General features: G+C 63.9%; 26 protein-coding genes. 9 read left to right on the top strand and 17 right to left on the bottom strand.

The window, feature by feature from the left end; translation table 11 throughout:
• Positions 1–2: 2 nt before the first annotated feature.
• Positions 3–821, top strand: coding sequence for an alpha/beta fold hydrolase (locus KI609_RS08710; RefSeq protein WP_226449127.1), 819 nt, complete (start codon positions 3–5; stop codon positions 819–821).
• A 151-nt stretch (positions 822–972) separates the two neighbouring features.
• Positions 973–1,320 carry an Mpo1-like protein gene (locus tag KI609_RS08705; RefSeq protein ID WP_226449125.1) on the top strand — a complete coding sequence of 116 codons (348 nt, stop codon included), beginning with the start codon at positions 973–975 and terminating at the stop codon, positions 1,318–1,320.
• A gap of 116 nt (positions 1,321–1,436) precedes the next feature.
• On the opposite strand, the gene KI609_RS08700 is transcribed toward KI609_RS08705, so the two are convergent.
• Positions 1,437–2,678, bottom strand: coding sequence for a YihY family inner membrane protein (locus tag KI609_RS08700; RefSeq protein WP_226449123.1), 1,242 nt, complete (start codon positions 2,676–2,678; stop codon positions 1,437–1,439).
• A 21-nt stretch (positions 2,679–2,699) separates the two neighbouring features.
• On the opposite strand from KI609_RS08700, the gene KI609_RS08695 reads away from it, so the two are divergent.
• The 3 genes from KI609_RS08695 to KI609_RS08685 all read left to right on the top strand — a co-directional run bounded on the left by KI609_RS08695 (position 2,700) and on the right by KI609_RS08685 (position 5,353).
• On the top strand, positions 2,700–3,137 hold the full coding sequence (locus tag KI609_RS08695; RefSeq protein ID WP_226449121.1) for a DUF2069 domain-containing protein: 438 nt from the start codon (positions 2,700–2,702) through the stop codon (positions 3,135–3,137).
• A gap of 87 nt (positions 3,138–3,224) precedes the next feature.
• On the top strand, positions 3,225–4,655 hold the full coding sequence (locus KI609_RS08690; RefSeq protein WP_226449119.1) for an FAD-binding oxidoreductase: 1,431 nt from the start codon (positions 3,225–3,227) through the stop codon (positions 4,653–4,655).
• A 65-nt stretch (positions 4,656–4,720) separates the two neighbouring features.
• Positions 4,721–5,353, top strand: coding sequence for a hypothetical protein (locus tag KI609_RS08685; RefSeq protein WP_226449117.1), 633 nt, complete (start codon positions 4,721–4,723; stop codon positions 5,351–5,353).
• Positions 5,354–5,431: 78 nt separating this feature from the next.
• Here the strand turns inward: KI609_RS08685 and KI609_RS08680 are convergent, their stop codons facing one another.
• The 11 genes from KI609_RS08680 to KI609_RS08630 all read right to left on the bottom strand — a co-directional run bounded on the left by KI609_RS08680 (position 5,432) and on the right by KI609_RS08630 (position 15,952).
• On the bottom strand, positions 5,432–6,394 hold the full coding sequence (locus KI609_RS08680; protein ID WP_226449115.1) for an IS1595 family transposase: 963 nt from the start codon (positions 6,392–6,394) through the stop codon (positions 5,432–5,434).
• Positions 6,395–6,545: 151 nt separating this feature from the next.
• A complete protein-coding gene (locus KI609_RS08675; protein WP_226449113.1) occupies positions 6,546–7,034 on the bottom strand; it encodes a GNAT family N-acetyltransferase in 489 nt (162 codons plus the stop codon).
• Positions 7,031–7,306: a hypothetical protein gene (locus KI609_RS08670; protein ID WP_226449111.1), complete on the bottom strand. Its 276-nt coding sequence runs from the start codon at positions 7,304–7,306 to the stop codon at positions 7,031–7,033. Before KI609_RS08670 ends, KI609_RS08675 begins: the two co-directional genes overlap by 4 nt.
• A 71-nt stretch (positions 7,307–7,377) precedes the next feature.
• Entirely contained in the window at positions 7,378–8,412 is a 1,035-nt protein-coding gene (locus tag KI609_RS08665) for a PfkB family carbohydrate kinase (RefSeq protein WP_226449109.1), read from the bottom strand.
• Positions 8,413–8,517: 105 nt separating this feature from the next.
• A complete protein-coding gene (locus KI609_RS08660) occupies positions 8,518–9,450 on the bottom strand; it encodes an AraC family transcriptional regulator (RefSeq protein ID WP_226449107.1) in 933 nt (310 codons plus the stop codon).
• A gap of 29 nt (positions 9,451–9,479) precedes the next feature.
• The gene (dalD, locus tag KI609_RS08655) at positions 9,480–10,889 is read right to left on the bottom strand and encodes a D-arabinitol 4-dehydrogenase (RefSeq protein ID WP_226449105.1); all 1,410 of its coding nucleotides are present in this window, start codon (positions 10,887–10,889) and stop codon (positions 9,480–9,482) included.
• Between the two features lie 19 nt (positions 10,890–10,908).
• Entirely contained in the window at positions 10,909–11,643 is a 735-nt protein-coding gene (locus tag KI609_RS08650) for an SDR family oxidoreductase (RefSeq protein ID WP_226449103.1), read from the bottom strand.
• A gap of 17 nt (positions 11,644–11,660) precedes the next feature.
• Positions 11,661–12,704 carry an ABC transporter ATP-binding protein gene (locus KI609_RS08645; protein ID WP_226449101.1) on the bottom strand — a complete coding sequence of 348 codons (1,044 nt, stop codon included), beginning with the start codon at positions 12,702–12,704 and terminating at the stop codon, positions 11,661–11,663.
• Positions 12,705–12,753: 49 nt separating this feature from the next.
• Complete coding sequence (locus KI609_RS08640; RefSeq protein ID WP_226449098.1) at positions 12,754–13,593, bottom strand: carbohydrate ABC transporter permease; 840 nt, start codon at positions 13,591–13,593, stop codon at positions 12,754–12,756.
• A 13-nt stretch (positions 13,594–13,606) separates the two neighbouring features.
• Positions 13,607–14,470 (bottom strand): carbohydrate ABC transporter permease, encoded by an 864-nt coding sequence (locus KI609_RS08635; protein ID WP_226449096.1) that lies wholly within the window; start codon positions 14,468–14,470, stop codon positions 13,607–13,609.
• 171 nt (positions 14,471–14,641) lie between these two features.
• On the bottom strand, positions 14,642–15,952 hold the full coding sequence (locus tag KI609_RS08630; protein WP_413463390.1) for an ABC transporter substrate-binding protein: 1,311 nt from the start codon (positions 15,950–15,952) through the stop codon (positions 14,642–14,644).
• 495 nt (positions 15,953–16,447) lie between these two features.
• On the opposite strand from KI609_RS08630, the gene KI609_RS08625 reads away from it, so the two are divergent.
• The 4 genes from KI609_RS08625 to xth all read left to right on the top strand — a co-directional run bounded on the left by KI609_RS08625 (position 16,448) and on the right by xth (position 19,411).
• Entirely contained in the window at positions 16,448–17,299 is an 852-nt protein-coding gene (locus KI609_RS08625) for a thymidylate synthase (RefSeq protein WP_226449092.1), read from the top strand.
• Between the two features lie 112 nt (positions 17,300–17,411).
• Positions 17,412–18,026: a DUF4337 domain-containing protein gene (locus KI609_RS08620; RefSeq protein ID WP_226449090.1), complete on the top strand. Its 615-nt coding sequence runs from the start codon at positions 17,412–17,414 to the stop codon at positions 18,024–18,026.
• Between the two features lie 35 nt (positions 18,027–18,061).
• Positions 18,062–18,550: a dihydrofolate reductase gene (locus KI609_RS08615; protein WP_226449088.1), complete on the top strand. Its 489-nt coding sequence runs from the start codon at positions 18,062–18,064 to the stop codon at positions 18,548–18,550.
• Between the two features lie 84 nt (positions 18,551–18,634).
• Complete coding sequence (gene xth / locus KI609_RS08610; protein WP_226449086.1) at positions 18,635–19,411, top strand: exodeoxyribonuclease III; 777 nt, start codon at positions 18,635–18,637, stop codon at positions 19,409–19,411.
• Positions 19,412–19,677: 266 nt separating this feature from the next.
• On the opposite strand, the gene KI609_RS08605 is transcribed toward xth, so the two are convergent.
• The 5 genes from KI609_RS08605 to glnA all read right to left on the bottom strand — a co-directional run bounded on the left by KI609_RS08605 (position 19,678) and on the right by glnA (position 25,827).
• Positions 19,678–20,625, bottom strand: a complete 948-nt coding sequence (locus tag KI609_RS08605) for a ferritin-like domain-containing protein (RefSeq protein WP_226449084.1) — start codon at positions 20,623–20,625, stop codon at positions 19,678–19,680.
• 227 nt (positions 20,626–20,852) lie between these two features.
• A complete protein-coding gene (ntrC, locus tag KI609_RS08600) occupies positions 20,853–22,532 on the bottom strand; it encodes a nitrogen regulation protein NR(I) (protein ID WP_226449082.1) in 1,680 nt (559 codons plus the stop codon).
• Positions 22,533–22,581: 49 nt separating this feature from the next.
• Complete coding sequence (glnL, locus tag KI609_RS08595; RefSeq protein WP_226449080.1) at positions 22,582–23,607, bottom strand: nitrogen regulation protein NR(II); 1,026 nt, start codon at positions 23,605–23,607, stop codon at positions 22,582–22,584.
• Between the two features lie 81 nt (positions 23,608–23,688).
• Positions 23,689–24,195 (bottom strand): hypothetical protein, encoded by a 507-nt coding sequence (locus KI609_RS08590; protein ID WP_226449078.1) that lies wholly within the window; start codon positions 24,193–24,195, stop codon positions 23,689–23,691.
• Between the two features lie 216 nt (positions 24,196–24,411).
• A complete protein-coding gene (gene glnA, locus KI609_RS08585) occupies positions 24,412–25,827 on the bottom strand; it encodes a type I glutamate--ammonia ligase (RefSeq protein WP_226449075.1) in 1,416 nt (471 codons plus the stop codon).
• Positions 25,828–25,957: the final 130 nt, after the last annotated feature.

The raw sequence follows: 25,957 nt of genomic DNA, 5'->3' as shown, positions 1-25,957 counted from the left end.
CCATGCACATCCAAGTCAACGGCGCTACCACCTACTGCTACACCGGCGGCAAGGCGTTCGACGCCACCAAGCCCACGGTGGTGTTCATCCACGGCGTGCTCAACGACCACAGCGTGTGGGCCCTGCAAAGCCGCTACATGGCCAACCACGGCTGGAACGTGCTGGCCATCGACCTGCCCGGCCACTGCCGCAGCGGTGGCGATGCGCCCGCCACGGTGGAGCAAGGCGCGGACTTCATCGGCGCGCTGCTCGATGCAGCTGGCGTGCAGCGTGCAGCGCTGGTGGGCCACAGCTGGGGCTCGCTCATCGCGATGGAGGCCGCCGCACGGCTCAAGGACCGCATCAGCCACCTGGTGCTGGTGGGCACGGCCTTCCCGATGAAGGTGTCGCCCGCGCTGATCGAAGCGTCGCAAACCAACCCCGAGCAGGCCATGCGCATGGTCAACGTGTTCTCGCGCAGCACGTTGTCAGCACCCCCTTCGGCTTTAGGGCCTGGCACTTGGGTGTTTGGCGCGGGCATGGCGCTGGGGCGCAAGGTGCTGCGCGGCAACACGGCGGTGAACGTGTTCCACCGGGGGTTTGTGGCCTGCGATAGCTATGCCGGTGGCGAAGCGGCCATGGCGCAGCTGACTTGCCCGGTGCTGTTTGCGCTAGGCGCCCAAGACCAGATGACAGCGCCCAAAGCGGCGCAGGGTTTGATCAATGCAGCGCGTGCCTCAGGCAAGACGGTGCAGGTCGCCAGCCTGCCCGTGGGGCACAACCAGATGACCGAAGCGCCCGAAGAAACACTGGCCGCCATTCGGGACTTCCTGGCCAGGTGACATCCTGGCCACCCCGGCGCGCTGAAAGGCCTGCCGGGGTTTTGATGTGCAGACCTCTTGGCGACAGCGCACCCGCATTCCCCCGCTGGTGCGCCCTGAGGCCGCGGCGTATAACGCAGGCAGAGCCCCAACGCCGCCAGGAGACAACATCATGACCGCCCAGATTGCCACCCCGCAACCCGCGCCCAGCACAGACCCTCGGGCCTTCAAGCGCTTTGCCGATTTCTATCCGTTCTACCTGAGCGAGCACAGCAACCGCACCTGCCGCCGCTTGCACTTCGTCGGCTCGACACTCACGCTGGTCTGCCTGGCCATGCTGGTGGCCACGGGCAAGCCCCAGTACCTGCTGTATGGCCTGCTGTGCGGCTATGGCTTTGCCTGGGTGGGCCACTTCGGCTTTGAAAAGAACAAGCCCGCCAGTTTCAAGCGCCCGTTCTATAGCTTCATGGGCGACTGGGTGATGTACAAGGACATCTGGACCGGCAAGGTTCCTTTTTGATGATTTTTTATCCAATAGCCCGCTAGCGCTTTATTCATATGCGCAACCAGCTATCATTTAAATAGCAATCGCACCCCAAAGACTGCGCGGTCTGCCTGCTGCTTTGCAGCCGTGCCTCACGGAGCACCGAGCACATCGGCCATCCGCAGCGCATCGAGCCGGGCGCTGCCCCACAGGGGCTCCAGGCTCAGCACCCGTTTGAGCAGCAGGCGCTGCAACAAGGGGGCCAGCAAGGTGGTGTTCGGGTCGGCCAGCAACACGCAGCGCATTTCGGGCACATCGGCTGCATTCAGGGCCACATCGTTCACCTGCCCGACCCAGTCCAGCGCGATCAATGCCTCCATCACGGGTTCGAGCTGCAACACATCCACCCGCAGCAACTGCGCCAGTTCGCTCGGCCGCAGGCCTTTGATGGGCTGCGAGCGGGCACGGTGCAGCGCCTGCAGCACCTCCACCGCCAGCTGAAACGTCCAGCCTGCCACGGTGCCGCGCCGCGCAACCCCTGCCAACAGGCTGGGTAGATACGCCGTGACCACGGCGCCCAGCAAAACAATCACCCACGCCACATAGATCCACACCAGCAAAATCGGCAACGTGGCGAAGGCGCCGTACACCATCGAATAGGTGGGCACCTTGCTCAAATAAATGGCCAGCACCTTTTTGGCCAGCTCAATGCACACCGCCACAAAAAAGCCACCCGCCCAGGCGTGCCGCCATCTCACGGGCGTGTTGGGCACATAGTGGTACAGCGCCGCCATGCCACCGGCCAGCGCCAGGAACTGGAAAGAGTCGAACAAAAGCTGCACGCCATCGGGCACGCGGTTGACCAACCCGCCAGACGCCGACATCACATAGGACGTGACCGCCAGGCTCGCCCCCATGAGCAACGGGCCCAGCGTGATGGCAGCCCAGTAGATGAGCACACGCTGCCCCAGCGGCCGCAGGCGCTGCACGCGCCAGATGTCATTGAGCGTGCGGTCAATGGTCAGGATCAGCGCGAGCGCCGTGACCAGGAGGACGCTGAAACCCGCCACACCCAGGCTGCTGGCCTTGGCCGCAAACTGCGTGAGATAGCCCAGCACCTGGCGCGAGATGCTGTCGGGCACCAGGCTGCTCACCAGCCAGCGTTGCAGCGCGTCCTGCAATTTGCCAAAGATGGGGAACGCAGTGAACACGGCCAGCGCCACGGTAAAAAAAGGCACCAGCGCCAAAATGGTGGTGAAGGTCAGGCTGCTGGCCGTCAGCCCCAGATGGTCTTCACGAAAGCGCTCGCGCAACGTCTGGGCCGTGGTTTTCCATGGAAAGTGCGACAGCTCGGTCATCAGCGACTCAAGACGCTGGGCAGGGGACAAGGACATGGCCGATATGATGCCATCCCAATGAATGCATCGCCCCACGCCCCTCTCTCCCCCCCCTCCCCCCAGCGCGCAGACAACGGCGTTGCCGCCACCCGTTGGTTGGCCACCGGCAGTGTGCTGGCGCTGATCGTGTTGTGCCTTGCCTGGGAGCTGGTGCTGGCGCCGGTGCGGCCCGGCGGGTCGTGGCTGGCGCTCAAGGCGCTCCCGCTGTGTGTGCCACTGGCGGGCCTGCTCAAAAACCGCATGTACACCTACCGCTGGGTGAGCCTCGTGGTGTGGCTTTATTTCATTGAAGGCGTGGTGCGCGGCTGGGGCGACAAGCCCCCATCGCAATGGCTCGCCTGGGCCGAGGCAGTGCTTTGCATCACGCTGTTTGTAGCCTGCACGCTGCATGTGCGCCTGCGCCAGCGCAATGCCAAAGCCACGGCGGCAGCAGTGCCAGCAGCAACCGCCTCATGATCCGGACGGCCACGGCCCACCGCCCGCGCCAAGCCCCGTCGCAGCGTCCCCGCTTGCTTGTTTATTGAAGACATGAAGACTTTGCACATGACCACACTCATCGACACCCTGCGCAGCCTTGTTGGCCCCACCCATGTGATCACCGACGGCGACCTCACCGCCTGGGAGCAAGACTGGCGCCGCCGCGTGCGCGGCAAGGCCCTGGCCGTGGTGCGCCCCGCCAACACGCTGGAAGTGGCCGCCGTGGTCAAGGCCTGCGCAGCGGCGGGCACCTCCATCGTGCCGCAGGGTGGCAACACAGGCCTGGCCGTCGGCTCTACGCCCGACGAGTCCGGCACGCAGATCGTGCTGAGCCTCACGCGCATGAACGCGGTGCGAAGCGTGGACACCGACAACCTCACCATGACAGTGGAAGCCGGCTGCATCCTGCAGAACCTGCAGGACGTGGCGCAGAACGCGGGCGTGCTGTTCCCCCTGAGCCTCGCGGCCGAGGGCAGCTGCACCATCGGCGGCAACCTGGGCACCAACGCGGGCGGCACGCAGGTGGTGCGCTACGGCAATGCGCGCGACCTGTGCCTGGGCCTCGAAGTGGTCACCGCCCAGGGCGAGGTGTGGGATGGCCTCAAGGGCCTGCGCAAGGACAACGCCGGCTACGACCTGCGCGACCTGTTCATCGGCAGCGAAGGCACGCTGGGCATCATCACCGCCGCCACGCTCAAGCTCTACCCCGAGCCCGCCGCGCGCCTGACGGCCTGGGCCGCCGTGCCGTCGATGGAACACGCCGTGGCGCTGCTGGGCCTGGCGCACAAGCAACTGGGCGCGGGGCTCACGGGCTTTGAGGTGATGGGCCAGTTTGCGCTGAGCCTGGTGGGCAAACACATGCCGCAGCTGCGTGTGCCCTTCCTGGGCGACGAGAACGCGCCCTGGTGTGTGTTGCTCGAAAACTCCGACAGCGAATCCGAAGAACATGCCCGCGCGCGTTTTGAAGCGCTGCTGGAGACCGCGTTTGAGGTGGGCTGCGTGACCGACGCCGTGGTGGCCGAGAACCTCACCCAGGCCCACCAGCTGTGGCACATCCGCGAGAACATTCCTCTCGCGCAGGCCGAAGAGGGCCTGAACATCAAGCACGACATCTCCATCCAGATCTCGCGCATCCCCGCCTTTGTGGCCCACACCGATGCAGTGCTGCAGCGCGAGATCCCCGGTGTGCGCCTGGTCAACTTTGGCCACCTGGGCGACGGCAACCTGCACTACAACGTGCAGGCCCCGGCCGATGGCGATGCGAAGGCCTTCCTGCGCGAGCATGAACAGCATGTGAACCACCTGGTGTACGAAGCCGTGGCCGAGTTCGGCGGCTCGTTCTCGGCCGAGCATGGCATTGGCGAACTCAAGGCCGACAAGCTCGAAAAGTACCAGTCGCCCGTGGCGATGGACATGATGCGTGCCATCAAGAACGCGCTCGATCCGCAAGGCATCCTGAACCCAGGGCGGGTGCTCCGCAGCCCCGTTCAGCCCTGAAGCGACGCGCACCCAAAGCACCGCCACACACCGCCTCTTAACGCACCGCACCACAAAAATTGCCCATGCCCTTGACCGACCTGTATCGCGCCGTCAGCGAACACACCGGTGAATTCACCTGCGAGCGCCTTCGCAAACCCGATGAAACCCGCGTGGTGACGTTCAAGCACCTCATCCAGCCCCCGGCCCCATTGGACGAGGCCGCACAGGCAGTCATCCACGATGTCGGCCCACTGCGCGCGTTCTACGCCACCTTCGGCGCGCTCATGCTGTACCACGACGCCCACAGCGGGGAAGCGGCCAGGTACATCGCCCCTCCTGCCGAGTGGGCGTCTCTGCACGATGGATTTGCGGGCTGGACGCAAGACCTGAGCGACGAAGAACGCGCCCACACGCTGCCACTTTGGGTTGAACACTGCGTGGTGATTGGCGAGGCGCCCCGCACGGGCAACTACATCGTGGTGGCCACCGATGGCGAAAGCGCTGGCCAGGTGTTCGAGTTCGACAACGGCGGCTTCACATTTGCACCAAAAAGCAGAGATATCGTGGCCTATGTCGAGCAACTGCTCACCCCAGACGCTGCGGCACTGACCGAGATCGCCTCCCACATGCGCTTCACCGACAGGAACTACGGCACGCAGTGGCAGATTCTGGAAATGCGGGACAACCGGGGCAAGCACATTCGCACGCAAGTGTGACGCGCCGGACTCCAATTACTATAAAAACAATAGCTACCAGCGCTTATTTATCAAGCGCTAGAGGCCATTTTTACCTGATTAGCTACTTACCTCAGATACCCGCAGCAGCTTCAAAGGCAGTGGGCCAGTAGTCACCAAGGCCTTCAACAGTCTGGGCAGCATGGCAGGCAGATCAAAGCGGCGGTTGAATCGCCAGCAGAACTCGGCCAAGTAGCGCTGGGCATACCTGGTGTGGTCAAACGAGTGATAGGTTCCTGCCATGCTGGTCTTGAGGTTGCCCAGCAAGGTGTTCACCCAACGCAGCTGAGGTGTCTGCGCCCCCTGGCGCCCACCTCCAGTCACGTGGCGCTCATGCGTGGCCTGCGCCTGCTGCACCTGCGCAAAGGCACGCGTGCCGTCGCTGACCACGTGGCAGCCCGCCGCCAGGTGGCCCTGTGCCCATTGCCGCATGTGCTGGTTGGTAAAGTCCTGCACAGGCGTCAAGTGCATGTACAGGGGCCGGCCATCGACGCTGGTCTGCACTGCGGCGACGAAGGCCGTCTTGTTGGCTGCGCGGCGCCCGCCGTTGATGTGGCCTGCCCGCTCGCCCCCAAGGTAGGCATCGTCAATCTCCACCCGCCCTTGCAGCAGGTAGCGCGCATCGCGCTGGGCCATGGCCTGCATCAGTTTGTGCTTCATCAGCCATGCCGTTTTGTAGGACACGCCCAACTGGCGCTTGAGCGCCAGGGCGCTGATGGCGTTCTTGTTCTGCGTCAGCAGGTACATGGCAAGAAACCACAGCTTTAGGGGCACATGGGTGTGTTCCATCACAGTGCCCACGATGGATGAGCTTTGGTAGCCACAAAGCAAGCACTCCCACAGCAGACGGCCCGTGCCATTGCGGGGGTGAAAAAAGCGCTTGCAGCCGCAATGCGCGCACTGCCAGCCATCGGGCCAGCGGGCGGCCACCAGGGCCTGCTCGCACTGCTGATCGCTGCCGTACTGAGACTGAAATTGTGGCAGCGACAGCCCGCGCTGGAACTGGATGGTGTTGATGGACATCGCTTGCTCCTTGGCGCCGAGAACTCGGCATGTCCGTTGGAGTCCTCTGGCTGGGCTTTGTTCTGCGCAATCTGAGGTATGTCGCTAATCAGGCATTTTTATTAAAAATTAGGCCGCACGCGCAATCGCCAGTACGGGCATCCAGCTTTAGTCAAAGCACTTTGCGCATGGGCTGCGCCTGCAAGCCGGCCCACACCTGGGCCGCGCCCGTTGGCTCATATCCGTTGCGAAGGTAAAACGCCTGCGCGGTGCGCGTGCTCTCCAGCCCCAACACAGCGATACCCGCCTGTCGCGCATGGGCCTCGGCTTCATGCAGCAAGGCGCGGCCGACGCCCTGGTGCAGCGCCTCTGGCACCACGTAGCACAGCGCCAAGGTGGCTCGCGTCAAAAGGACAAAACCCACCATCGCCTCTGCACGGTAAGCGCCCCACGCCGCTGCACCGGGTGCCGTGATCCACGCAGCCAAGCTCTCGGGGGTTTTGTTGGCAAGCCATGCGCTGAGGATGGCGGCGTTGTTGTGGTGGTCCTGAGCACAGCCGTGGGTGATGGATTGGCGCACCACATCGCAGGCAGCTTCCGCTGCACTTGTGCCGACAGTGACGATGCGTTGGGCATGGAGCACGACGTTGGAGGAGGTCATTCCGAGGCCGTCCGCGACAGCCCCACCACCACCAACACGAGCAATACGTAGAACAACAGGCCCGCGCATACCAAGCCGTTGGTTGTCACCACGCGCCGACCTTCGCGCCGGAACGAAAGCGCGCCCGCCGCACCAAAGACGCGGGCCTCGTTGCTGCCCCACTGCTCTGTGCGCCAGCGGCCCCAGCTGACCGTCCGCACCACCAGCGCACCCGTGAATATCAGCAGCACTTCTACGGCGGACCACAACACCGCGCAAACAAGCTCCGTCATCTGCATCCCCACCGAATCTGCGACAAGAGATCATAGATGCCAGCCGTAGGCACCTGCGCCGAGCCCCCGACTCAGGCGGGGTCTTGGGTCGCAGCGTGCAGCCGACTCCATTCGCGCGCAGCCTCCCACCCTGGCGGCACACAGCCCTGCTCCGTCACACACAGACTCGCACTGGTCAGCGCATGGCGCAACGCCTGCTGGCACGCCTTGGCTGAGAGCGTGTCAATGAACTGCACAAAACTCGCCACGCCTTCTGCCTGCGCCTGCCGCAGCAGGTGCGCCAGCAGCCCCGCCAGAAAGCTGTCTCCGGCGCCCACGGTGTCGACAACATTCAGCAGCTGCGCCTCTTTCGCAACGCACTGCGTGCCGTTGCTATGCAGCAGCCATGCGCCTTCAGCCCCCAGCGTGAGTGCCAGTAGGTGGGCCTGCGGGTTGGCGGCCAGCAGCTGGCGGGCGCGGGCCAACGCATCAGCGCCGGGCACGGCCAGGTGGTCCAGGTCTTCGTCGCTCACTTTGATGATGTCGGCCTGGGCCAGCGCCGCGTGCACGGTGGCGCGGTAAGCAGCCAGGTCGGGCATGACGGAGGGGCGCAGGTTGGCATCGACCACCACGCATCGGCCCGCCGTACGCTGGGCAACGAGCCAGGGCAGGTAGACAGCGGTGTCGCGTGCGTCGAGCGCCAGGGCGCCGGTGCAAACGACTTGCAGCGCGGGCAATGTGGTGCAGGCATCGACCAGGCCTTGTGCCGACACGGCGCGGTCGGCCACACCGTCGCGGTAGAAGGCGTAGTCGGGGTGGCCGTGTTCATCGAGGTTGACCACGGCCAGCGAGGTGACCTGCTGCACCGGCTCGGGCCGGGCCAGGTGCACACCATCGGCCGCCAGCTGCGCGGCCAGCTCGCGGCCAAAGCGGTCGCGTGACAAGGGGTTGAGGTACTGCGTGCCCACGCCCTGGCGGGCCAGTGCACGGCACAGGTTGTAGAGTGCGCCACCCAGGCATGGCAGGTAGCTGCCGTCGGGGCGGCGGATGAGGTCGATGAGGGCCTCGCCTGCGATGGCGGCCCGCACAGGGGCTGTGGTGAAAGAGGTGTTTGCGTCGGATGTCATGGTGGCTTCTGAAGGGGGGGGATGCCGCCTTGTCTTCGACAAGCTCAGCCTGAACGGCTCTGGGTGCCCTGTCTGAGATCCCTGGGCAGCGCTACCGATATAGCGTCACACTTTGCCAAAACGGCCCGCCCCTTGTTTTCGGTATTCACTCGGCGTCATGCCCTTGATGTCCAGAAAGCGGCGGTTGAAGTTGGCCATGTTGTTGAAGCCCACGTCGTAGGCGATATGGGTGATGTAGCGCTGCGTCTCCATGAGCAATTGGCAAGCGCGGTTGATACGCACCAGGTTCACGAAGTCGGTGAAGGTGTTGCCCGTGGCGCGGCGAAAAAAGCGCGAAAAGCGGCTCTCGGTCATGCCCAGCTCTTGCGCCAGGTCGGCCGCTGACAGCGGCTCGGCCAGGTGGTCGGTGATGCGGCTCACGATGGCGTTGATCTGGTCGAGCTGGGTATCGTTGTCTTCACTTTGCAGTTGTGTGCTCGACAGCAGGCGAAAGTCGGTGCAGCCGGCCAGGTCGCTCAACAACTCGCAAAAGGCGCCAAACCGAGCCAGCCCCTGGCGCGATTTGATGCGCTGCCAGTGCTCTGTGGCCTGTGCCTCCATGCCAAAAAACTCAATGCCGTGCCGCGCACGCTCCAGCAGGGGCAGCACCTCGCGCAACTCGGGGATGTTCTCGCTGCTAGCGACCAGGGGCGCGTGCGAGAACTGGATCACCAGGTCGCGCAGCGGCACCCCTCCTTCGGGCAGGTCCATGCTGATCCAGTTGTGCGGCAGGCGCGGCCCGGTCAGCACCAGGTGGCCGGGCTGGAACTGACCGATCCAGTCCCCCACAAAGACCTTGCCTGACGTGGCGGTGATGAGGTGCAGCTCGTACTCATCGTGGTAGTGCCAGCGCGCCAGCGGCGTGGGAAACCCGTGCGACAAACAACGGATGAAGCCCGCCGCCTCGGGCGACTCGTAGCCCAGAGCGGGCGAGCGCACATAGTCGTGCTCCAGCTCGGGCTTGGTCTGGCGCGGGGCGATGGGCATCTTCACGGTCATGGTGGAAGTGGGCTCAAATTACACCAGCATCAGGCGCCTGTCCGCTCCGCAACAAAAGCCAACACGCGGGCATAGGCTTTGCGCAGCGCGTCCACCAACCTGGGGTGGCCAGCCATCTCGCCCCACAAGGTCGTGTCGGCCGCATAGGCCGCCACCGGGTCGGCTGCGTCGCAGATGGCATGGGCCATGGCGGGGTCCATGGCCTGGTCCTGGTAGGTGTAGGGGATCTGCCCCGCATGCCAGCGCTGCAGGTAGGCCAGGAACAGCGCGGGCAGCATGGCCACGCTGCCGAACGAGCCCTCAGCGCCTGATCGCGCCAGCTTGTCACGGATGGTGGGCGCGATCATGCCGGGGATCTTGGAGAACGCGTCCATCGCCACGCGTTGGTTGGTGTCGGCAATGGCGGGGTTGCCAAAGCGGTCCAACACCACGTCGCGGTAGCGCGCGAGGTCGATGGGGCATGGCAGCAATACGGGGATGGCATCGTCGGTCACGTAGTCATAGGCCATCTGACGGATCGCGGCATCGTGCGTTCCTTCGTGGATGTACTGGTAGCCCGCCAGCGTGCCCGCCCAGGCAATGCAGCTGTGGGTGGCGTTGAGCAGGCGGATCTTGGCCTCTTCATGGGCCTGCACCGACTGCACCATCTCCACGCCCACCTTCTCCCAGTCGGGCCGGCCGGCAATGAAGTCGTCTTCAATGACCCACTGGATAAAGCTTTCACCCATGAGTGCTGCCTTGTCGCCCCAACCCGTTGCAGCCTTCACGCGCTCGGCCACATCGGGCGTGGGGCGCGGTGTGATGCGGTCCACCATGGCGTTGGGGCTGGTGGTGTTCTGCTCCACCCAGTCTTTCAGTTGCGCATCGCCCAGGGCCTCAATGAACTGCAGCAGGCCGCCGCGCGAGCGGTCACCGTTGTGGCGCAGGTTGTCGCAGTTCATCAGCGTCACAGGGCCCGCACCGGTCGCCCTGCGCGCGCGCAGGATGCTGACCAGGCCGCCGTAGATGGTGTGGCCCGCCTGCCCCGCCTGGATGGCCGCCAGGTCCGCACGCAGATCGGGAAAGGTGGCCCAGTCCAATCGGTTTTGCGCGTCGAGGTAGTAGCCCGCTTCCGTGACGGTGAACGAGATGATGCGCGTGGCAGGGCCGGCACCTGCAGCGATCAGCGGGGCCAGGTCGTCCTGGTAGGGGATCACGCGCTGGATCGATTCGATGACGGTGTAGCTGCGCTCGCCCTGGGGGGTGACGGTCTCTAGCGTGTAGCGGCCACCTTGCGCTTGCAGGGCCGCAATCGTGTCGGCCAGGTCGGGGCGCAGGTTGCCGCCCGCGATGGCCCAGCCCATTCCCTCGGCTTGGCCCTGCTGGCGCAATGCGTGGACATAAACGGCCTGGTGGGCGCGGTGGAACGAGCCCAGGCCCAGATGCAGGATGAAATTCATGGTGCGTGAAGACAGGGTTCTAGAGATCAAAATTCGTGGGCATCATCACCACGTCGCGGATGGTCATGCCGCGTGGCCGGGTGAGCATGAAGAGCACCACCTCGGCCACTTCGGCGGCCTCGATGAGGCTGCCGCTGGCCTTGGCTTCTGCGAGCTTCTCCGCAGGCCAGTCGGCCAACAGCGAGGTGATGACCGGGCCGGGCGAGATGGCGCCGACGCGGATGCCGTGCTTGAACACCTGGCGGCGCACGGTCTGCACAAAGCAGTTGACCGCCCACTTGGACGAGGCATACACCGGCTCCCACGGCGTGGGGAAATGCGCGGCCAGCGAGCTGGTGACGATGATGTCGCCCGTGCCGCGCTCGATCATGTGGGGCAACACGTTGTGCACGTTTTTCATCACCACGTTGACGTTCAGGTGGAGCATGCGGTCGATGGCGTCGGGGTCGGCGTCCACCAGATCTCCGCCCACATACAGCCCGGCGTTGGCGTGAAAGATGTCGAGCTGCCCGGCGATGGCCAGCGTGCGCGCCAGCAGACTCGCGCACTGCTTGGCGTCCAGCAGGTCCAGCACCAGCGGCAAGGCACACGCGCCGATGGCGGCACAGGCCTTGGCCAGCGCGGCCTCGTCACGGTCGATCAACACCACATGCGCACCCGCGTCGGCCATGGCTTGGGCACTGGCAAAGCCGATGCCCGATGCAGCGCCGGTGACGGCCGCCACCTTGCCATGAAGTGCTTGTCCGGGGGGCATGGAAGCAGTCATGGCGGTCATGCGGCCTGGCGGGCCACCACGCGGCCGTTCGGGTCGAACCAATGGGCTTGCGAAGCGTCGATGTCCAGGCTGACCGCATCGCCCGCACGCAGGCCGGTGCGGTCGTTCTGGCGGGCCACAAACTGCGCGCCACCGGGCGTGCTCACGTAAATCAGCGTCTCGGCGCCCAGTGCTTCGACCAGGTCCACCTGGCCCGGCACAAGCGTCGCACCGGTGTCGCGCACGCTGATGTTCTCGGGGCGCAGGCCGATGGCGCCGCCCTCGGCCCCGGCAGGCGCCTGCTGTTGCACGGGCGGTGGCAGCTGCGGCAGGGGCACCACGTTCATCTGCGGCGTGCCGATGAACTGGGCCACGAACTGGTTGGCGGGCCGGTCATACAACTCCAGCGGCGTGCCCACCTGCTCGATGATGCCGTCGCGCAGCACCACCACGCGGTCGGCCAGCGTCATGGCCTCCACCTGGTCATGCGTGACGTAGATCGTGGTGGCGTCCAGGTCGCGGTGCAGCTTGGCGATCTCCACCCGGGTCTGGCCGCGCAGCGCTGCGTCGAGGTTGGACAGCGGCTCGTCAAACAAAAACACCTTGGGCGCACGCACGATGGCGCGGCCGATGGCCACGCGCTGGCGCTGCCCGCCCGACAGCTCCTTGGGCGTGCGCTGCAGGTACTGCGTGAGGTTGAGGATGCGCGCGGCGTTCTGCACCTTCTCGTCGATCACCTGTTTGTCCACCTTGGCGAGCTTGAGCGCAAAGCTCATGTTCTCGTACACGCTCATGTGCGGGTACAGCGCATAGCTCTGGAACACCATGGCCAGGTCGCGCTTGCTCGATGGCTGGTCGGTGATGTCGCGGCCGTCCAGCATCAGGGTGCCGCCGTCGATGTTCTCGAGCCCCGCGATCAGCCGCAGCAGCGTGGACTTGCCGCAGCCCGAGGGACCAACGAAGACGATGAACTCGCCTTGCTGGATGGTGAGGTCGATGCCCTTGATGACGCGGTGTTCATCAAAGAATTTCTCGATGCCGCGCAGTTGAAGGTAGGCCATGGAATCGGGTTCCTGAAAACTTGATTGCGTTGGGATGAAGGGCTGCGCGTTACTTCACGGCGCCAAAGGTCAGGCCTTGCACCAGTTGCTTCTGACTGAACCAGCCAAACACCACGATGGGCGCAATCGCCATGAGCGACGCGGCAGACAACTTGGCCCAGAACAGGCCCTCGGGGCTGGAGTACGACGCGATGAGCGTGGCCAGCGTGCCCGCCTTGGCAGCGCTGAGGTTCAGGCTCCAGAAGGCCTCGTTCCACGACAGCACCAGGCACAGCAGGCCCGTGGACGCGAGCCCGCCCATGCCCAGCGGCAGCAGCACCAGGCGCACCTCTTGCCACAGCGTGGCACCGTCCATGCGTGCGGCTTCCAGAATCTCGCGCGGAATGTCCTTGAAGTGCGAGTACAGCATCCAGACCATGATGGGCAGGTTGGACAGCGCGAACACGATGATCAGCGCCAGCTGCGTATCGAGCAGATGGCTCTTTTGCGCCAGCACGTAGATGGGCACAAATGCGCCCACGGCGGGCATCATCTTGGTGGAGAGCATCCACATGAGGATGTCCTTGGTGTACTTGCCCTTGAAGAAGGCCATGGCATACGCCGCGGGCGCGGCCAGCATGAGCCCCACCACGGTGGAGAGCACGCTGGTGATGACCGAATTCTTGGCGTACAGCAGGTAGTCGCTGCGCTCCTGCACCTCGTGGAAGTTCTCGAACGTGGGGGTGAAGAACAGCAGCGGTGGCACGGCGATGGCCTGCAGCTCGGTCTTGAACGCGGTCAGCAGCAGCCAGCCCAGCGGGAAGAACAGCAGCAGGGCCACGCCCCAGGCAGCCACGGTGCGCAAGGCCAGCAGGCCCAGGGGGTAGGAAGAACGGCGTCGGGCGGTCATGGTGATGCTTGGGTTACTTGTCGAGGTTCTTGCCGACCATGCGGATCAAAAAAACGGCCGCGATATTGGCCAGCAGCACGGCGAACAGCGCACCCGCCGAGGCCACGCCCGCATCGAAATTGAGCAGCGCCTGCTTGAAGATCAGGAAGGTGACGTTGGTGCTTGCATCGCCCGGCCCTCCACCCGTGGTGGTGTAGATCTCGGCAAAGATGCTGAGCAAAAAGATGAGTTCGATCATCACCACCACGGCCACCGAGCGGCCCAGGTGCGGCACATACAGGTAGCGCAGTTGCTGCAGGTAGTTGGCGCCATCCATGCGCGAGGCTTCGAGCTGCTCGTGGTTCATGCTCTGCAGCGCAGTCATGAAGATCAACGTGGCAAAGGGCAGCCACTGCCACGCAACCATCACGATGACCGAGAACAGCGGCAAGTCCGTGAGCCAGTCCACCGGCTGTGCGCCAAAGAACATCCACACCTGCGCGAGCACGCCGTAGATGGGGTTCATCATCATGTTCTTCCACATCAACGCATTCACCGTGGGCATGACGAAGAACGGAGAGATCAACAACACCCGCACGATGCCCCGGCCCGGAAACGGCTCGTTGATGAGCAGCGCGATCGCCACGCCGAACACCACCGTGATGAGGATCACGCTGCCCAGCAGCAGCAACGTGTTGAGCACCGCCGTGCCAAACGAAGGGTCGGTGACGAAGTACTCAAAGTTCTCCAGCCCGGCAAAACCGGTCTGGTCCGGCTGCATCAGGTTGTAGTGGATGAACGAGAAATAGAGCGTCATCACCAGCGGCACGATCATCCACAGGAAGAGCGTGACCATGGCTGGCGTGAGCAGCAGGCGGGGGAGCAGGCGGCGGTTCATGAGGGTCTCGGGAGAATCCAGCTTTGCCAGATGAAATTAAAACCAGCAGCGCAATAGGCGGTCAGTCGGCGTAGCGAGCGGGTCGAGGCGGGGTCGCTGTACCGCAGCCGTACTCCCGTACGGCGAGGAACACCGGCCCCGGATCGGCCCGCGCAGTAGCCGAATGAATGCCTATTTGTAGTAGCCGGCTTTCTTCATCTCACGGTCGGCCGCCACCTGGCTGGCCTTGAGCGCCGCGTCCACCGTCGTCTTGCCGGCCAGTGCAGAACTCATCTGCTGCCCCACGGCAATGCCGATGGCCTGGAACTCAGGAATCGCCGCAAACTGCACGCCCACATACGGGCTCTTGGGCAGCGTCGAATCGGTCGGGTTGGCCGAGTCGATGGCGGTCTTCTCTGCGGCGGCAAAGCGGGCCGCCTTCTGGAACTCTGGCGCCGCGTAGGTGCTCTTGCGTGTGCCGGTGGGCACATTGGCCCAGCCGTTGGTCTTGGCGACCAGCTGGATGTACTCCTTGCTGGTGGACCAGGTGATGAACTTCTGTGCGGCCTCCACCTTCTTCGACCCTGCGGGAATGGCCAGATTCCATGACCACAGCCAGTTGGCGCCCTTGGGCGTGTTCATGGTGGGGGCCTGGGCAAAGGCCATCTGGTCGGCCACCTTGGACTGCTTGGGGTCGCTCACGAACGAGGCCGCGATGGTCGCGTCCACCCACATGCCGCACTTGCCGGAGTTGGTGAGTGCCAGGATTTCATTGAAGCTGTTGGCCGACGAGCCGGGCGGGCCATAGTTCTTGAGCAGGTCCACGTAGAAGGTGATCGCGTCCTTCCAGGGCTTGGATTCGAGCTGCGGCTTCCACTGCATGTCAAACCACTGGCCGCCGAAGGTGTTGACCAGCGTGGTCAAAAACGCCATGTTGTCGCCCCAGCCCGGCTTGCCGCGCAGGCAGATGCCGTACACGCCGTTCTTGGGGTCGTGCATCTTGGCGGCCAGGTCTTTGATCTGCGGCCAGGTGGGGCGCTCGGGCACCTGCACGCCGGCCTTGTCGGCCAGGTCCTTGCGGTACATGAGCATCGAGCTTTCGCCATAGAACGGCGCGGCAAACAGCTTGCCGCCCACGGTCAGGCCATTGCGCACGGCGGGCAGCAGGTCGTCCACGTCGTAGGCTGCGTCGGTTTTCAGCTCCTGCAGCCAGCCCTTCTTGCCCCAGATGGGCGCTTCGTACATGCCGATGGTCATCACGTCGAACTGGCCGCCCTTGGTGGCGATGTCGGTCGTCACGCGCTGGCGCAGCACGCCTTCTTCGAGCGTCACCCAGTTGAGCTTGATGTCGGGGTTCGCCTGCTCGAAGTTCTTGCTGAGCTTTTGCATCTCGATCATGTGGCCGTTATTCACGGTGGCGATGACCAGCTCGGTCTGCGCGCTGGCGGCGCCGCACAGCGAAGTCAAGGCCAGCGCAACGGCCAGGGCCAGGCGCGTGGGCATGGCAACTCGGTTGAAATGAGGCATTCGAAAGGTCTCCTTGGTTATAAGATTCTGCAATCTGCCACTCAACACCGACCAGACAAGGGGGGGCATTGACGGTCTGAACGATACCGATGCTGGCATGCCAGATTGATACTCCCCATGTCATCAAAGATACTTTTATGCACCAGCATCTTGGGATTTATACCTATCGGTCTCAACTGGGTATCTAACGGCGCGTATCTCACTGCGCCTCCCGGCTGGGGCGTTTTGATGTTTCTGTATGAAATGTCCTGCCGGCCGGAGCAAAAACTATCAAATTAATAGCTGCTAGCGCTTTATGCATAAGCGCTAGCAGCCTATTTGGCCAAAAACTTCTGTGGCACCGCAGACTTGCCCCACCGCTGGCCGCGCGCGGGGCGGGCCGCATAAAATCCAGCGGCGCGCCCACTCCACAGACACATCGCTACGGCCGGGCACGTGCAGTTTCCTTTCACCCGTGATGAGCCCCTTCGCATGACCCCGCCACTAGCCGCCACCGCCCGCCCAGTTCGCTCGCAATACGAAGACTTCATGCGCCATGTGTTCACCCACGGCGTGGATAAATCCGACCGCACGGGCACCGGCACCAAGAGCGTGTTTGGCCACCAGATGCGGTTTGACCTCAAGGAAGGCTTTCCGCTGATCACGACCAAGAAGGTGCACCTCAAATCCATCATCCAGGAGCTGCTGTGGTTCCTGACCGGATCGAGCAACAACAACTGGCTGAAAGAGCGCGGCGTCACCATCTGGGACGAATGGGCGCGCGAGGATGGTGACCTGGGCCCCGTGTACGGCGTGCAGTGGCGCAGCTGGCCCACGCCGGACGGCGGGCACATCGACCAGATCAGCGACGTCATCCAGACACTCAAGACCAACCCCGACTCGCGCCGCATCATCGTGAGCGCCTGGAACGTGGCCGAGCTGCACAAGATGGCGCTCATGCCCTGCCACGCGTTTTTTCAGTTTTACGTGGCCCCCGCGCAGCAGCCCGGCGGGCGCGGCACGCTGAGCTGCCAGCTCTACCAGCGCAGCGCCGACATCTTTTTGGGTGTGCCCTTCAACATCGCCAGCTATGCGTTGCTGACACATATGGTGGCGCAGCAATGTGACCTGGACGTGGGTGACTTCATCTGGACGGGCGGCGACTGCCACATCTACAGCAACCACCACGAGCAAGTGCAGACCCAATTGGCGCGCACGCCCTATCCCTACCCGGTGCTGAACATCAAGCGCCGACCCGGCAGCCTCTTCGACTACCAGTTCGAAGATTTTGAAGTGCTGGACTACCAGTGCCACCCGGCCATCAAGGCGCCGGTGGCGGTCTGACCGCACGCGGTCGCCACCGAAGAGCCCCTTCCCCCTCAGACCGATTCCCCCGGGCACGGCGCCATGGTTGCGCCCCGCCTCTTTTCACCATCCACATCGAGAACTTGCATCCATGTCTTCCGGCGGATTTCACGTACACGGCCCCCACGACCACGCAGTCGAGCACGCTACCCAAGGCCACGGCGAGCATGCAGCAGACCACGGAGCCGAAGGCGGCAACGGCTCGTCGGTCAACAAGATCGCCATGTTCACCGCCATCGTGGCCACGGTGGGCGCGCTGTTTTCGTACATGGGTGGTGCCACGCAGGCCAACGCGGGCCTGATGAAGAACGACGCGGCCATCAAGAAGACGGAAGCCTCCAACCAGTGGAATTATTTCCAGTCCAAGAGCACCAAGCAGGCCCTGGCCGAGCTGGCCCGCGACCTGACCCCCACCGAGCCCGAGAAGGCCAGATACCAGGGCAACGTGGACCGCTACGAGAAGGAAAAGAACGCGATCAAGACGGAGGCCGAGAAGCTGGAGGCCGATGCCCTCGCCTTCGATCACCAAAGCGAGGCCCAGATGCACCAGCACCACCGCTGGGCACAGGCCACCACCGCGCTGCAGGTAGCGATTGCGCTGGCAGCCATCGCGCTGCTGACCCGAAAGAAATGGCTGGAATACGGCATGTATGGCGTGGCGGCCGTGGGCCTGGGTGTGGGCGCGCTGGCGTTTTTGCACATCTGATCCGATCAACCCCAAAGCACTGAGCACCGAGCCCCATGCCCCTGCACCTTATCTACGCCCGCGCTGCCAACGGCGTCATCGGCAAGGACAACCGCCTGCCCTGGCACATCCCCGAGGACATGGCGCACTTCAAGCAGCTCACCCAGGGGTGCCCCGTGGTCATGGGCCGCAAGACCTGGGACTCGCTGCCGCCGCGCTTTCGCCCCCTGCCCGGCCGCACCAACATCGTGGTGACGCGCCAGGCCGACTGGCAGGCCGAGGGCGCCCACCGCGCGGGCAGCCTGGCCGAGGCACTGGCACAGTGCGATGCGGGCCAGACCGTGTGGGTCATCGGCGGCGCGCAGATGTATGCCGAGGCCCTGCCCCTGGCGGACTGCGTGGAGGTGACGGAGATAACGCAAGACTTTGACGGCGATGCCTATGCCCCCGTGCTCGGCGCAGAATGGGTGGAGACAGCCCGCCACCACCACGTCAGCACCAACGGGCTGCCGTTCCACTTTGTGACCCGTGTGCGCCGCGCCTGATGGCGCCCTGCCCCTTGCCACCCCATTTACTCACTTTTTGATAGCTGCCAGCGCTTTATCCATGAGCGCTATCGGCCAAAAACCATGCAAATCGCCACCTGGAACATCAACTCCCTGACCGTACGCCTGCCGCAGGTGCTGGCCTGGCTGGCCAGCAACCCGGTGGACGCCCTGTGCCTGCAAGAGCTCAAGCTCACGGACGACAAGTTTCCCCACGAGGCGCTGAAAGAAGCCGGCTACGAGACAGCAGCCTTTGGCCAGAAAACCTATAACGGCGTGGCCATCCTGAGCCGCCATCCGCTGCGCGACGTGGTGCGCAACATCCCCGCCTTTGGCGACGAGCAGGCCCGCGTCATCGGGGCGACGTTTGACACACCCACCGGACCGTTGCGCCTGCTCAACGGGTATTTTGTGAACGGCCAGGAGCCCGGCTCGGAAAAGTTCGCCTACAAAATGCGCTGGCTGCAGGCCCTGCAAGACATGGTGCGCGCCGAGATGGCAACCCACCCGCGCCTGGTGCTGGTCGGCGACTTCAACGTGGCCCCCGAAGACCGCGACTCGTACGACCCCGAGGGCCTGCGCGAAACCATTCACCACACCACCGAAGAGCGCGCACATTTCCAGGCGCTGCTGGCGCTCGGGCTGACCGATGCGTTTCGCATGTTCGATCAGCCCGAAAAAAGCTTCTCCTGGTGGGACTACCGCATGCTGGGTTTTCAAAAGAACCGGGGGCTGCGCATCGACCACATTCTGGTCAGCGAAGCATTGCGGCCTAGCGTGGTGGCCTGCACGGTGGACCGCGCGCCGCGCAAGAACCCACAGCCCAGCGACCACGCGCCTGTGGTGGTTACGCTGGGCTGACTGGCCTGCCCGGGCACTGTGTAGCGGCAGCAGCGGCCCCAGTGCCGCGCGGCAAAGTTGGGCAGACGTACGCGCAGCAACGCAAAAAAAGGCCGCCAAGTTTTACCTTGGCAGCCTTTTCGTATGGCGTCGTATGGGCAGACCGCCGCAGGCATTGCAACCGGGCTATGACCGACGCTCTTGACCTGCTGCAGGGCAACATCGAGCCCTGGGCAGCGGCATATCAGCGGCTTGCATCAACGCCCACTAACGCCCACTTACCCCCATTAACGCTGGGGCGAAAACCCATCACGAAATGCGCGCACTTCGTCGTGATTGCGCTGCGCACCCTGCGCCTGGCGCTCGATGAGCGCACGCACATCAAAGGGCAGCGTGGACTTCAGCGCCTTGTGGTAACGGGCCACGGCGGCGTCTTCACCGCGCTCGCACTCTTCGAGCACTGATTTATCGTCGCGGGTGGAAAGAGCCGTCTTGACCGAAACCCAGCCACGGTGCAGAGCCCCAGCCACGGTGCCGCCCGAAGCAGGTTCGCCGTTGAGGCGGCGGATTTCGTGCTCCAGCTCCATGGCCGCAGCGGCACACTCCCGCGAGTGGCGCTGGAAGATGCCCTTGAGCTCGCCCGAATCGGCGTGTTCGGAGCAGGAATGAAAGCCGAATTCACCGTCGCGCGCCGACTCCAGCAAGTCATTGAGCACATCGACCACATCATCGTTATCGATCACATCCATGGGACGCTGGTCATCGCTGCTGCGCGCACGGGAGGCTCGCTCCCAGGCAGCACGGGTGGCCGGGCGGACATCGGTCCAGGCCAAGCCTTGCGCCGCGTGGCGTGCACGCCAGTCGTCGGCCAGGCGTGGCTCGATAGCGTCGAAGTCGCCTTCGTAGCGGCCCACAGAACCCCAGCCCAGCTCATACGCCGGGCGGTATTGATCGTAAGTGCGGCCGCTCACAAAGTAGGGCTCACGCTCATAGGCGTCGCGCCAGTACGCATCTTCTGCGGTGGGGTTGACCGATTCGGCTGCCGCCTTACCAGCAAGGCCACCGACGACCGCGCCAGCCACGCCACCAATCGCGGCACCGATCGGGCCACCCAAGGCGCCTGCGGCTGCACCTGCTGCTGCGGCGCCCATGGCAGCGCCTACGCCAGTGCCGACAGGGTGAGCACCCGGCTCGTTGGTCAGCGGGTCACGGTTGGCATCGTTGAAATCCGACATAGAAATTCTCCGGTTGGTTGACAGTGACTTCATTCTTGAAGCGGTCAATCAACCCGGAGGTCGGCCCATGGAGGGCCTGTGTGTAGGACAGGGGGCCAGCCCCTGCCGCACCTGGCATCGGGGTTGCCCAGCACCGCACGGGCCCCACAGACTCCGCCTCAGTGCGGCGCCGATGCTACATATTCGATAGCTGCTAGCGCTTATAAATAAAGCGCCAGCAGCCATTTTCATGCCTCATCCGGCGCGTCGAGCCCCAGCTCCTGGATCTTGCGCGTGATGGTGTTGCGCCCAATACCCAGACGCTGCGCGGCCTCCATGCGCCGACCGTGTGTGGCCACGAGGGCCGTACGGATAAGGCGCGACTCAAAGCGCCGCATGAGCGCATCCCACACCTCGGGCTGCCCGCCTGCCAAGAGCTTGTGCGCCTCGGTCTCCAGCGATTGCTCCCAGCTGAGTGGTATCGATGCGGCCAGCGGTGCGGCAGCCAAAGCGATGTCGGTCATGGGCGAGGGCATGCCTGCATGGCCCAGGCCTGCACCCGCCGTACCCGCCTCAGCCACAGCCGCCGGGCCCGCACCCTGCCCCGCGGGGGCTGCAGGCAACGATGGCGCGGCCGCTGCAAACTCTGCAGACGGAGCGGCAGCAACAGCCGCCGCAACGCCCATGCCCAGGGGCGGCATCACTGGCGCTTCGATCGGCGCAGCCCGCACCACCGCGTCACGCGGGGCGGGCGCTTCCAGCACTTCGGGTGGCAAGTCTTGTGTGGACACCGTCTGGGCAGGTGCCATCACGGTGAGCCAGTGGCAGATGTTCTCGAGTTGGCGCACGTTGCCCGGAAAAGCAAACTGCTCCAGCCGCGCCAGGGCCGCATCGGATATGCGTTTGGGCTCCACACCCAGTTGCCGCGCGCTTTGCTGCAAGAAGTGGCGCGTGAGCATGGGCACGTCTTCATGGCGCTCGCGCAGCGCGGGCAAGCGCAGGCGGATGACGTTCAGGCGGTGAAACAAGTCCTCACGAAAGCCCCCTTCCTTGACGCGCCGCTCCAAGTCCTGGTGGGTGGCGGCGATCACGCGCACGTGGGCTTTCACGGCAGCATGGCCGCCTACGCGATAGAACTGGCCGTCCGACAGCACACGCAGCAGGCGCGTCTGCAGGTCAAAGGGCATGTCGCCGATTTCATCGAGGAACAAGGTGCCGCCTTCGGCCTGTTCGAAGCGCCCACGCCGTTGCGTCTGCGCGCCAGTGAAGGCGCCGCGCTCGTGGCCAAACAGCTCGGATTCCAGCAGGTCCTTGGGGATGGCTGCCGTGTTGATGGCCACAAAGGGGCCGTCAGCCACGGGCGAGTGTTTGTGCAATGCGCGCGCCACCAGCTCTTTGCCCGAGCCCGATTCGCCCGTGATGAGCACGGTGACCTGGCTTTGGCTCAAGCGGCCGATGGCGCGGAACACGTCTTGCATCGCAGGCGCCTGGCCGAGCATTTCGGGGGTAGCCGCCTGGCGCACTTCGGTGACTTCCTCGCGCTGGCTTTCCTCCACCGCGCGGCGGATCAGTTCGACCGCTTTGGGCAAGTCAAAAGGCTTGGGCAGGTATTCAAACGCTCCGCGCTGAAACGCCGACACCGCACTGTCCAGATCGGAATAGGCCGTCATGATAATGACGGGCAGACCGGGCTGCAGCTCGCGCACCTTCTCGAGCAACTGCAGGCCCGAGCCACCAGGCATGCGAATGTCGCTCACCAGCACTTGGGGGCTTTGGCGCGCTGGGTCTCCGGCGGTGATGTCGGCAAGGGCATCCAGCACTTCGCGGGGGTGGGTGAAGCTGCGGGTGGGCAGGTTTTCACGGGCCAGTGCCTTCTCCAGGACGAAGCGGATCGAGGGGTCGTCATCCACTAACCAGATCGGCTTCATATTTTTCTAACCTTCCCTGTGGTTGTATGTCAGGGACCGTCGTGCGCTTTTAAGGCAAGGGGATCAGGATTCGAAAGTCGGTGCGACCCGGTACGCTGTCGCATTCGATCAACCCGTGGTGGCGCTGCACGAAGGTTTGTGCCAACGTAAGCCCCAGCCCCGATCCACCGTCCCGACCCGATACCAGAGGGTAAAAAATACGCTCCTTGATGGCATCGGGCACGCCCGGTCCGTTGTCGATGACATGCAATTCCAGTGCCAGCCGGTAGCGCTGGCGACCAAACGTTACTTGTCGGGCGACACGGGTGCGCAACGTGATCACCGCGTCTCCGGCCGCAATGCGGTCAGACAGCGCCAGCGCGGCGTTTTGCACAATGTTGAGCAGGGCCTGGATGAGCTGGGCGCGGTCGCCGCGGAACTCCGGGATCGACGTGTCGTAGTCGCGCTGCACCTTGAGGCCCTGCGGGTACTCCACCAACACCAGAGAGCGCACACGTTCACACACCTCGTGGATATTGACGTCGCCCACCAGATGGGGGTGCCGGTGCGGAGCCAGCAACCGGTCAACCAGGCTTTGCAGGCGATCGGCCTCATGGATGATGACCTGCGTGTATTCGTGAAGCTCTCGGCTCTCCAGCTCCATCTCCAGCAGCTGCGCGGCGCCACGGATTCCACCCAGCGGGTTCTTGATCTCATGGGCCAGATTGCGGATCAGCTCCTTGTTGGCCGCAGCCTGGTCGCGCAGACGCTCTTCACGATCTTGCCGCGCCTGCTGCTCCAGCGGCCACAGCTCCACCAGAATCTCGCCCACCTGCTCTGCGTCGGCCACGCTCACGTGCACCGGCACTGGCTCCTGGTGCAGGCGCTTGAGGCTGGTTTCGTAACGCAGCGCGGCAAAGTCTTTGCCACGTGCGCCCGCAAGCGCCGTCTGCAGCAGCGCGGGGTCGGTAAAAAAGCCGGAGAAGTCAGCCCCTTCCAGCGTGCGCCGCGACAGGCCCAGCGTGTTCTCCAGCGCGGCATTGGCAAACTGCACGGCACCGTCGCTGGCTCGCAACACGGCCACCAGGGTGGACATCAGATCAAGCGAATGAAACCGCCCGGAGCCTGGCCTGGACGGTGCAAGGGGTGGAGAAGAGCTCACACGCAGCAGCGCTGGTTAATTGGCAGCGGCGGCAGGCAGTCGTGCCAGCTCGCGCTTGATGCCTGCGACGTCGCTCTCACTGCGGGCCAGGCTCGCCTTGAGCTCGGCAGTCCGATCCATGTATTGCTGCGGGTTGCGCAGATCCAGCGCATTGCGTTGAGGCGCACCGTTGTTGTATTCCTTCGCCAGTTCTGCGTACCGCGCTTCGGCCTTGCGCAATTCAGACTCCAGAATGGCCCGTGCATCGGAGTCACGGGCTTTTTGGTCACTGTTGCTCACGCGGGGGGCCGTGGAAGGCGAAGTGGCAGCGGCGCCGCCACTGGCAGCTGGGGCCGCACCGGACGCAGGGCGATTGCCCTGCAAAACCGTGACGTTTCCGCCTTCAACCAGTTTGCAGCCGCGCTCCTTGGACTGGCTGGCGTTGTTGGTGTATTCGTTGCCACAGCGGTAGATGCGGTCTTGCGCCAGGGCTGCGGGAACGGAAGAGACGATGAGTAGCAGGGTGATGAGCGTGTATTTCATTCAGGTTCCTCGCATTGACATGCCGGGGACAGGAGAGTATCTCCGAATCCCCCCACATCTCCAACGCAACAACGGCCGACCTTGCCAGGGGCGTTGTAAAGGTAATGAGGCAACACGGGCCCATGAGGTTCCGCAGGAGATCGCTCTATAGACAACGCTCCATAAAAAAAGGCGGCTTGCGCCGCCTTTCCAACGTAATGACCTGCAGGCAGGCAATTACAGCGAGTAATACATATCGTATTCAACGGGATGAGGTGCCATGCGGAAACGCGTGACTTCACCCATCTTGAGCTCGATGTATGCGTCGAGCATGGCGTCAGAGAACACACCACCCTTGGTCAGGAAGCTGCGGTCCTTGTCGAGATATTCCAGCGCCTGGTCCAGGCTGTGGCATACGGTAGGCACCAGCTTGTCTTCTTCGGGCGGCAGATGGTACAGGTCCTTCGTGGCGGCTTCGCCGGGATGGATCTTGTTTTCCACGCCATCAAGGCCGGCCATCATCAGCGCCGAGAAGCACAGGTATGGGTTGGCCGATGGATCGGGGAAGCGCGCTTCGATGCGGCGGCCCTTGGGGTTGGCGACGTAAGGAATGCGGATCGAGGCCGAGCGGTTGCGGGCCGAGTAGGCCAGCTTCACCGGGGCTTCATAGCCAGGCACCAGACGCTTGTACGAATTGGTACCGGGGTTGGTGATGGCGTTCAGGGCACGTGCGTGCTTGATGATGCCGCCGATGTAGTACAGCGCGAAGTCCGACAGGCCCGCATAGCCGTCGCCAGCGAACAGGTTCTTGCCGTCTTTCCAGATGGACTGGTGCACGTGCATACCGGAGCCGTTGTCGCCAGCGTAGGGCTTGGGCATGAAGGTGGCGGTTTTGCCGTAGGCGTTGGCCACGTTCCAGACCACGTACTTCAGCACCTGCGTCCAGTCAGCTCGCTCGACCAGCGTGCTGAAACGCGTGCCGATTTCGTTTTGGCCAGCGCCCGCCACTTCGTGGTGGAACACTTCGACGGGGATGCCCAGGGATTCGAGAATCAGGGACATCTCGGCGCGCATGTCTTGCGTGCTGTCGACGGGAGGCACGGGAAAGTAGCCGCCCTTGACGGTGGGACGGTGGCCACGGTTGCCGCCTTCGAGCTTGGCGCCCGAGTTCCAGGGGGCTTCGTACTCTTCGATCTCGAACATGACCTTGCCGGGCTCGTTGGACCAGCGCACGCCGTCGAAGATAAAGAATTCAGGCTCTGGGCCGAAGTAGGCCGTGTCGCCCAGGCCAGAGGCCTTGAGGTAGGCTTCAGCGCGCTTGGCGATGGAGCGTGGATCGCGGTCGTAGGCCTTGCCATCGCCAGGCTCGATCACGTCGCACTGCAGGAACAGCGTGGTTTCTTCAAAGAACGGATCGAGGTTGGCCGTGTTGGGGTCGGGCATGAGCTGCATGTCCGACGCTTCAATGCCCTTCCAGCCAGCCACGGAAGAACCGTCAAACGCGTGGCCCGAAGTGAACTTGTCTTCGTCGAAGTGAGACACAGGCACGGTAACGTGCTGTTCTTTGCCCCGGGTATCGGTAAAACGGAAGTCAACGAACTTGACTTCGTTCTCCTTCACCATCTTCATCACATCGGAAACGGTCTTGGCCATCAGGTTCTCCTGGGTAAAGCGCTTGTTGAAAAAAGAGTTTGAATAAACAAAAGCAGTTTGCGTGCCAGCCCGGTGCATCAACCGCACTACGAAAGGGCACTACGAACTAGGCGACGACACGGAACTCCGT

The sequence above is a fragment of the Acidovorax radicis genome, assembly GCF_020510705.1.
Taxonomy (GTDB): Bacteria; Pseudomonadota; Gammaproteobacteria; order Burkholderiales; family Burkholderiaceae_C; genus Acidovorax; species Acidovorax radicis_A.
This window is presented reverse-complemented; position numbering and strand designations above follow the sequence as displayed.